Origin of the sequence: Xenorhabdus griffiniae (assembly GCF_015163655.1) — a bacterium.
In the GTDB taxonomy this organism is placed as follows: Bacteria; Pseudomonadota; Gammaproteobacteria; order Enterobacterales; family Enterobacteriaceae; genus Xenorhabdus; species Xenorhabdus griffiniae.
In genome coordinates this window covers 1-5,768 of the sequence record NZ_JADEUF010000162.1, presented here as the reverse complement: position 1 = coordinate 5,768, position 5,768 = coordinate 1, and the positions used below count along the sequence as shown (strand labels likewise).

Annotated in this window: 7 protein-coding genes; 6 read left to right on the top strand and 1 reads right to left on the bottom strand. The window is 40.0% G+C overall.

Going from position 1 to position 5,768, the window contains the following annotated elements; all coding sequences use genetic code 11:
* The 3 genes from IQ211_RS17645 to lldD form a co-directional block, all read left to right on the top strand.
* The coding region (locus tag IQ211_RS17645) for an alpha/beta fold hydrolase (protein ID WP_193836430.1) at positions 1-701 on the top strand (701 nt) is incomplete at its 5' end.
* Positions 702-839: 138 nt separating this feature from the next.
* A complete protein-coding gene (locus tag IQ211_RS17640; protein ID WP_282885622.1) occupies positions 840-1,442 on the top strand; it encodes an RBBP9/YdeN family alpha/beta hydrolase in 603 nt (200 codons plus the stop codon).
* Positions 1,443-1,514: 72 nt separating this feature from the next.
* Positions 1,515-2,657: an FMN-dependent L-lactate dehydrogenase LldD gene (lldD, locus tag IQ211_RS17635; RefSeq protein ID WP_189761188.1), complete on the top strand. Its 1,143-nt coding sequence runs from the start codon at positions 1,515-1,517 to the stop codon at positions 2,655-2,657.
* A 282-nt stretch (positions 2,658-2,939) separates the two neighbouring features.
* Here the strand turns inward: lldD and IQ211_RS17630 are convergent, their stop codons facing one another.
* On the bottom strand, positions 2,940-3,728 hold the full coding sequence (locus tag IQ211_RS17630) for a PhzF family phenazine biosynthesis protein (RefSeq protein ID WP_189761187.1): 789 nt from the start codon (positions 3,726-3,728) through the stop codon (positions 2,940-2,942).
* Positions 3,729-3,902: 174 nt separating this feature from the next.
* On the opposite strand from IQ211_RS17630, the gene IQ211_RS17625 reads away from it, so the two are divergent.
* The 3 genes from IQ211_RS17625 to IQ211_RS17615 all read left to right on the top strand — a co-directional run bounded on the left by IQ211_RS17625 (position 3,903) and on the right by IQ211_RS17615 (position 5,439).
* Complete coding sequence (locus tag IQ211_RS17625) at positions 3,903-4,358, top strand: hypothetical protein (protein WP_189761186.1); 456 nt, start codon at positions 3,903-3,905, stop codon at positions 4,356-4,358.
* Between the two features lie 10 nt (positions 4,359-4,368).
* Positions 4,369-4,704 carry a hypothetical protein gene (locus tag IQ211_RS17620; RefSeq protein ID WP_223281873.1) on the top strand — a complete coding sequence of 112 codons (336 nt, stop codon included), beginning with the start codon at positions 4,369-4,371 and terminating at the stop codon, positions 4,702-4,704.
* A 273-nt stretch (positions 4,705-4,977) separates the two neighbouring features.
* Complete coding sequence (locus IQ211_RS17615; protein ID WP_189761185.1) at positions 4,978-5,439, top strand: hypothetical protein; 462 nt, start codon at positions 4,978-4,980, stop codon at positions 5,437-5,439.
* Positions 5,440-5,768 lie beyond the last annotated feature (329 nt).

Sequence of the window (5,768 nt, the reverse complement as noted above, 5' to 3'; positions counted from 1 at the left end):
GGAATATTTATGCCGGAATGCTTTCAAAACACCGCAAAGAAAATCATGTAAAAACAAAACATTGGAGGCGTGTTTTGAAAGGCTTAATTCTTAAGATCCGGTATATGAATGATGTTATTGAAATTATCCGTGAAACAGGCTGTTCTCCGCTACATCTGGTCGCATGGTCTTATGGTGCTGATGTAGCATTATTGGCAGTATTAAAAGCACCTGAATTGTTCCGTAGTCTTTTTCTTTATGAACCTGGATATCCCTCTTATTTAACCGAGGACGAATTAGCGCTATTTATGGCAGATGCTCAAGCTATGTTTGGCCCTTTATTTGCGTTAACAGGAACAAGAAAAATGCCTGAGATGGTGGAAATTCTGATTGATGGTTCAGGAAATCAAAAAGGTTATTTTGCATCACAACCTGAAGCTGTGCGTATGGCTCAATTAGCCCAAGCAGATACGGTAACTAAGCAATTGAATCAAAATGAGAAGCCAGATATAAGTGTAAGCGCCTTGGCGACGATAAAATTGCCAGTGCATGTTGCTTATGGCGAATATTCTCGTCCATTGTTTCAACTTGTTAGTGTGTCAGCAGCAAGAAATATTCCCAATTGTCAATCGGAAATTGTCACAGGGGTAACGCATATGTTTCCTATAGAACAGCCAGCCGTTTTTAGCGCAAAGATAAAAAATTTTATTCAGAATGTATGAGTTGAGTGGTAACTAACTTATGATCATGTCGTTGATTATTAACTTACCTCAATTTCTTAACCAATCACATTGATTTGCAAGCTGAAACTTGAGGTCAAATTAGTATAAATAGATAAATTATTAAATAGGAGAAAATGCGTGATATCAGAAAAAATAAGTGGTCAAGGGCGGTTTTCAGGCAAAAGAATAATTATTGTTCATGGATATACTGCTTCGCCTTCATCCCATTGGTTCCCTTGGTTAAAAGAGAAACTGACTGAACAGGGGGCAGAGGTTATCATACCTACAATGCCTGATACATCGTCTCCTAAACCTGAAGCTTGGGCTAAGATGTTGATGGATGTCGTCTCTAAGGCAGACAAAGACTCAATTTTTGTTGGTCATAGTCTTGGTTGTATTACGCTATTGCGGCATTTAGAATCGATCCGTTCTCAGCATCTTCATATTGGTGGATATATTTTGGTTTCCGGATTTGACTCTCCTCAAATTACTTTACCAGAATTGAATTCTTTTGTTGTTGAACCGTTAGATTATGCTTTCTTACGTGAAATAACCGAACACCGTTTTTCACTTATTTCATCTAATGATGAAATTGTTTCTCCGCAATCCTCTCTGGCTTTGGCTCATTCGTTGCAAACAGAATTAATTAATATTGATAATGGTGGACATTTCCTTGATAGGGATGGATTCACGCGTTTGTTACCTGTTTATGATATTTTGGAAAATATGCTATCAGAATGAATATATACGCATCTTGAAGTTAGATTGGTATACCATAAAATGCGTGAATAACTTTACATTAGGATAGATATTATGATTATTTCCGCTTCAACTGACTATCGGGATGCGGCACAAGCCAAGTTACCGCCTTTTTTGTTCCATTATATTGATGGTGGAGCCTATGCAGAACATACCCTTAAACGTAATACTACAGACTTATCCAATATTGAGTTACGCCAGCGTGTATTGAAGGATATGTCCAAATTAAGTCTGGAAACCAGTTTATTCGGCGAGAAGATGTCAATGCCGGTGACACTGGGTCCCGTTGGACTGACAGGAATGTATGCGCGTCGTGGTGAAGTGCAAGCGGCACGTGCCGCAGCTAAAAAGGGGATTTCATTTACCTTGTCGACGGTGTCAGTATGCCCGATTGAAGAAGTCGCTCCTGCAATAGATCGTCCAATTTGGTTTCAGCTCTATGTGCTAAAAGATCGTGGTTTTATGCGCAATGTACTGGAAAGGGCACAGGCTGCGGGAGTCAAAAATCTGGTATTTACCGTTGATATGCCAGTCCCTGGGGCGCGTTACCGTGATGCACATTCCGGTATGAGTGGCCCGAATGCGGCCATGCGTCGTATTTTGCAGGCGATGACGCATCCTCAATGGGCATGGGATGTTGGGTTGTGGGGCAAACCACACGATCTGGGTAATATTTCTGTATATCGTGGTAAACCGACTAAATTGGAAGACTATATTGGCTGGTTGGGAAATAATTTTGATCCCTCAATCTCATGGAAAGATTTGGAATGGATCCGTGATTTCTGGAAAGGGCCAATGATTATCAAAGGCATTCTTGATCCAGAAGATGCCAAAGATGCTGTCCGTTTTGGGGCTGATGGTATTGTGGTCTCAAATCATGGTGGACGTCAGCTTGATGGTGTTCTGTCAACGGCACGGGCCTTACCTGCGATTGCGGATGCAGTCAAAAACGACATTACTATTCTTACTGATTCCGGTATTCGGACTGGATTGGATGTGGTGAGAATGATTGCCCTGGGTGCGGATAGTATTTTGCTAGGGCGTGCTTTTGTTTATGCATTGGCTGCGGCAGGTGAAGCGGGTGTTTCTAACTTGTTGGATCTGATTGACAAAGAAATGCGGGTAGCGATGACTTTAACCGGAGCGAGATCGATTTCGGAGATTAATTCAGATTTACTGGTGAGTAATGGTAGATGACGCTATGTTGGTCAGCAAAATTTATTTGCTGACCAACAATAGGACGATATCCCTGCCATGCAGGTTTATCTGGCTCTCAGTTAAGTGGATATGATAGCCATTGACTTGTCTAAGGAGCAGGTAATCATCAACATCTTTCAGATTATCTTGATGTAATTAGCTATAGCCAGACAGTAAACCTCCTTTGGCTTTTTCCTTTGCTTGGACATCGTGAGCTTCAATATTAGATTTTCCAGCATTTCCACCAAGATAAGACATGTATAATTGAGGCATTTTTCCTGCTTATATATTTTCTAGCAATATCTCACCGTGTGAAAAGAGCCTCGCTTTACCTGTCAGATAAACACGATCCCCATTTATGCGACATGACATTTCACCGCCTCGTTCGGATAATTGACGGGCATAAAGCTCAGTTTTATTGAGCCGTTTTCCCCAAAAGGGGGCAAGAACACAATGGCTAGAGCCTGTAACAGGATCTTCATTGACACCTTTAGCTGGCGCAAAATAGCGAGAAACAAAATCAATGGATGAATCACCGAGAGCGGTAATGGTCAATCCTGGCAAGGGCAGGGCAGCAATTTTATCAAAATTGGGTTGGGTATTGAGGATTTGTTCTGCGGAATCCAAAACACAAATATAACGATCATGTGAAGCTAATACTGCGGAAACATTTTGTCCCAGGGCATCTTGTATGACAGGGATAAGGTCATTTTCTTCATGACAATCGGCGATAGGAAAATCCAATGTAAAAACACCATCTTGATGAGAAACTCGGAGTTCACCGGAGCGGCTTTTGAATGTAAGTAACGTTTCTTGAATGTTGCGATGGGTTATAAGGACAAACGCAGTCGCCAGCGTTGCATGTCCACATAAATCGACTTCGACTTTAGGTGTAAACCAACGTAGATGATTTTCTACCAAAAAAGCGGTCTCTGGCAGGCCAATTTCAGCAGCGATAGAAATCAGTATGTCATCTGTTGGCCATTTATCCAGCAAAACAACCGCAGCGGGATTGCCAGAAAACGATTTTTCCGTAAAGGCATCGACGTGATAAATAGGATATGGATGCATCAGAATCTCTCTTAATTTTTATAATGAAAAGCCAAATATAGAATGTTGAAAACTTATTGATTTGTAAAGAGTTATTTTGTTTGATTGCAAAATGCACAGAAATTGTAGTGTTGACCTTAGGTGATAATGGTTATTAAATAATAATTGGTTGTTATAGTTCCACTAAGGAAAAACATGAAAATCAAAGGATACTATTGCCTGTTTTTTATTTTGCCAGCGTGGTTTTCTCAGGCTCTGGCTTTGGATTTAAGCTATCAGGGCGATATACCCGCAGCTAACAGACCTTCAGAAGAATACCTGAAAAAAACGTTCAGCCTGGACAGTTCGGACGACGAAAATTGGAACATGGAGAAACTAGCTAAAGGTAATACTTTAGCTGGGAAGCAGGAGAGGAAACTGCATAAGTATGATGATAAATTTGAGAAAAAGAGGCTGGGACTTCCTCATGATTGGTATGCGCAGGATTCTGATGATTATCCAGTATGCAACAGCAAAACCTTAGACCAGAGATGCCAGGCTTTAGTATGCAACAAAAACATCTTAGACCAGAGATGCAAAGATTTTGGTATGCAAGCTCGAGCTAAACGTTTCCAGGCTGAAAGCCAAACGTCATTATCATATCCCCATTAAGGAAAAGTATATGAAAATTAAAGGATCTTATTGCCTGTTTTTTATTTTGTCAGTGTGGTTTTCTCAGGCTCTGGCTTTGGATTTAAGCTATAAAAGCGATATACCCGCGGATAACAAACCCTCAAAAACGTACCTGAAAAAGAGGGACAAATTGCACGATGGAAATTGGGACAGAGAGAAATTGGCTAAAGATAATACCTTAGCAGAGAAGCAGGAAAATGAACAGAAAGAGTATAATAATCGATCTTCTGGTTGGTATAATTCAAACAGCTTTAGCATTAAGGATTATCCTCCCAATCCACAAGATCTAAAGCGAGATATAGAGCGCTTCATGAAACAAAACTGATCGTATTCAGAGGGCAAACTAAACGTCATTGCTATAGGACAACAAATCAAAAGAGGCTTGATATTTTATTAATTGAGCCTGCGCCGTTAGCGAAGACTTAGACTTTCTCTGAAGCCGTGATGCACAATATGATAATAATTAATTGTTATATACCAATCGTCTTTCAAGATGCGTCTTATATCTTCCCCGCTATGCGGGGGAGATATAAATAATCACTTTGATTTGCAAGCTGCAACTTGAAATTGGATTGGTATAGGCCTAATAAGGAATGATATGAAAATTAAAGGATCCCATTACCTGTTTTTTATTTTGTCAGTGTGGTTTTCTCAGGCTCTGGCTTTGGATTTAAGCTATAAAAGCGATATACCCGCGGATAACAAACCCTCAAAAGAGTATCTGAAAAAGAGGGATACACTGGATAGTGGTAATTGGAACACTGAAAAACTGGCTCAAGATAATGCCTTAGCCGAGAAGCGGGAGAATGAACAGAAAGAATATCATGATAAATTTAATCAGCATCACAGTGGACTTGATAAAGAGAGCTGGAAACTTTCTTATGATTGGAATGATCAACAGCTTAAATTTTCCCATAAGCCACAAAATGACTTTATGCATCATTTCAGAGAGCAGGATAAACGCCGTTGCTATAGGGAAACCAAGCAGAAATTAGAGAAAGAGCAGGGGAATGGATATTCCTATGCTGATATTGCCGACGCTTGTTCCCCTTACTATTAAGTGAGTTAACACCGGCTTAAACTTGTGGCTTAAATGTAACAAAAACTAAAAATAGTGTGCAAGGATGCCAAAAATAGCGAAAGGATTCGTAAATTTAATAGCAAAAGGTATTAAACGATTGGCAGACGCTGATCAATACATAAGTTAATGGCTAATGCTATAAATATTAAACTGGTGATCCTATTAAGAATAGTTTGTACGGATGGTTTACTGAATATCATTTTATTCTTCCATATGAAAGGTTAAAACCACCGACTTTAGTCGGTCAGCTTTAGCTGCAATACTGTGTTGTACTGGAGGTGCAACATGGATTACAGATACGGCAGTCA

Excerpts from the sequence above, each read along its gene's own strand:
- lldD (WP_189761188.1), top strand. The coding sequence starts at position 1,515 with ATGATTATTTCCGCTTCAACTGACTATCGGGATGCGGCACAAGCCAAG.
- IQ211_RS17630 (WP_189761187.1), bottom strand. The coding sequence starts at position 3,728 with ATGCATCCATATCCTATTTATCACGTCGATGCCTTTACGGAAAAATCG.
- IQ211_RS17625 (WP_189761186.1), top strand. The coding sequence starts at position 3,903 with ATGAAAATCAAAGGATACTATTGCCTGTTTTTTATTTTGCCAGCGTGG.
- IQ211_RS17620 (WP_223281873.1), top strand. The coding sequence starts at position 4,369 with ATGAAAATTAAAGGATCTTATTGCCTGTTTTTTATTTTGTCAGTGTGG.
- IQ211_RS17615 (WP_189761185.1), top strand. The coding sequence starts at position 4,978 with ATGAAAATTAAAGGATCCCATTACCTGTTTTTTATTTTGTCAGTGTGG.